The organism is Polaribacter sp. (assembly GCF_965656025.1).
Classification (GTDB): domain Bacteria; phylum Bacteroidota; class Bacteroidia; order Flavobacteriales; family Flavobacteriaceae; genus Polaribacter.
The window spans coordinates 16,019-18,231 of sequence record NZ_CBFHJT010000001.1; the positions used below are offsets into that span (position 1 = coordinate 16,019).

1 protein-coding gene and 1 pseudogene are annotated in these 2,213 nt (G+C 27.1%); both read left to right on the forward strand.

Going from position 1 to position 2,213, the window contains the following annotated elements; translation table 11 throughout:
- Positions 1-1,745: hypothetical protein (locus ACTG3S_RS00085; protein WP_439127335.1), on the forward strand; the 1,745-nt coding region annotated here is incomplete at its 5' end.
- 106 nt (positions 1,746-1,851) lie between these two features.
- Positions 1,852-2,213: pseudogene (locus ACTG3S_RS00090) on the forward strand (hypothetical protein); the annotation flags it as partial.

Sequence of the window (2,213 nt, forward strand, 5' to 3'; positions counted from 1 at the left end):
ATTATTATCGCATCAAAATATTGAATAAAGCTGGTTTTGATAATGCTAACATCACCATAAATCTTTATAAGAAAAAGTATTTAAAAGATTTAAAAGCAATTACATATAATTTAAATGGAAATCAAGTAATAAAAAACCATTTACAAGAAAAAGATATTTTTGAAACACAAGATGGAGATGATTGGTCTGTTTATAAATTTACTTTTTCAAATATAAAAGAAGGTAGTGTTTTAGAATATAAATACAGTATAATTTCTCCTTATTTAAGCATTAATGATTGGGCTTTTCAATCCGATGTACCAAAAGTAAAAAGCGAATTTGAAGCAGCTATACTTGGTAATTATAAGTATAATATTAGATTGATTGGTTATTTAAAATTGAATAAAAATGAGGTAAACGTAAAGAAAAAATGTATTTATATAGATGGTGTTGGCGATGGTAATTGTGTTGTTTACGAATTTGGAATGAACAATATACCTGCTTTTAAAGAAGAAGATTATATGCTAAGCAAGCGAAACTATATGTCTCGTTTATCTTTCGATTTAGAATCTTATACAAGTTTTAGAGGTGTAAAAAAAGATTATACCACTAGTTGGAAAGAAGCAGATAAAATATTAAAAAGTCAGTTTTTTAATAACCAAATATCTAAAAAAAGTTTTTTTAAAAGGAGATTGCCAGATTCTATTCTAACTACAAAAAATGAATTGGAAAAAGCTAAAAAAGTGTATGCTTTTATACAAAATCACTTTACTTGGAATCAAAAATATTGGACCAATGAAGATGCCAAAGTAAAAAATGCTTTTAAAGAAACTATAGGAGATGTTGGAGAAATAAACTTATCTCTTTACAACAGTTTAAATGCTGCAGATATAGATGCTAATTTGGTAGTGCTGTCTACAAGAAATCATGGGATTCCTACAAAATTATTCCCCGTTATTTATGATTATAATTATGTAATTGTAAAAGCGAATATTAACAATAAAGATTATTTTTTAGACGCAACTAGCAAATATTTACCTTTTGGCCAAGTTCCTGTAAGAACGCTAAATGGAGAAGCTAGAATAATGAACTTTAATAAAGAGGGTAATTGGGTAATTTTAAAACCTTTAAAACGAAGTGCTCGATTAATTAATACAAGATTAGTCTTAAATGAGGATGGTATTTTTTCTGGAAGTTTAATGATTAGAAAATCTGGCTATTATGCCTCAAAACACAGAGAAAAACTAGCAACTATTTCAGAAGAAACCTATTTAGATGATTTTGAGTCTAGAAATGATGATTTAGAAATATTAGAATATAAAGTAGAAAATCTAAATAATTTAGAAAAAACTGTTTCAGAAATCTATAAAATTAATATTTCTATGGATGAAAATTTAGCAAATACTGCTAGAATAAATCCTTTTTTGTTTGATAGACTAGAAGAAAATCCCTTTAAACTTTCAGAAAGAAACTATCCTGTAGATTTTGGGTATCCTTTTAATAGTAATTTTTCATTAAGTTTAAAAATACCAGACAATTATAGTGTAGAACAACTACCAAAAGGTAAAGCTGTTTCTTTACCAAACAATGGAGGTGTATTTTTTTTAAAAGCGAGTAACAAAGAAAATGTTATAAGCTTATTTGTTAGGTTTAATTTAACTAAAAGAAAATATAGTAGCGAAGAATATTTTGCTTTAAAGGAATTTTTTAAACAGATTATTATTGCAGAAAACACTTACATCGTTTTAAAGAAAAAAAATGAGTAATCAAGTTGCTTACAATTAGAATATTCTAAAAATACGTCAAATGACGTATTTTTTTTTTATATATTTAGGATTATTTTTGTTCTATAACAAATAAAACAACCAAAAGATGAAAAAATTAGCACTACTAATCACCTTATTTTGTTCTTCCTTTATTTTTAGTCAAGAGTTTGGTACTGGATTAAAATTTGATGAAACCCTTTACAATGAAGTACCACAATCTGTACCATTAGTTACAAGAAGTTTTAGAGCATTACCAACATCATTTAGCTTAAAAGGGTATGCACCAACACCCGGTAATCAAGGTAGACAAGGATCTTGTGTTGGTTGGGCAAGTGCTTACGGAGCAAGAACAATTGCCAATGCAGTAAAAAATGGTTGGGAGTATAACACCGCCAAAATAAATCAAAATACATTTTCGCCTTCTTTTGTATACAATCAAATTAAAGTAAATTCTAAATGCCAAGGTGC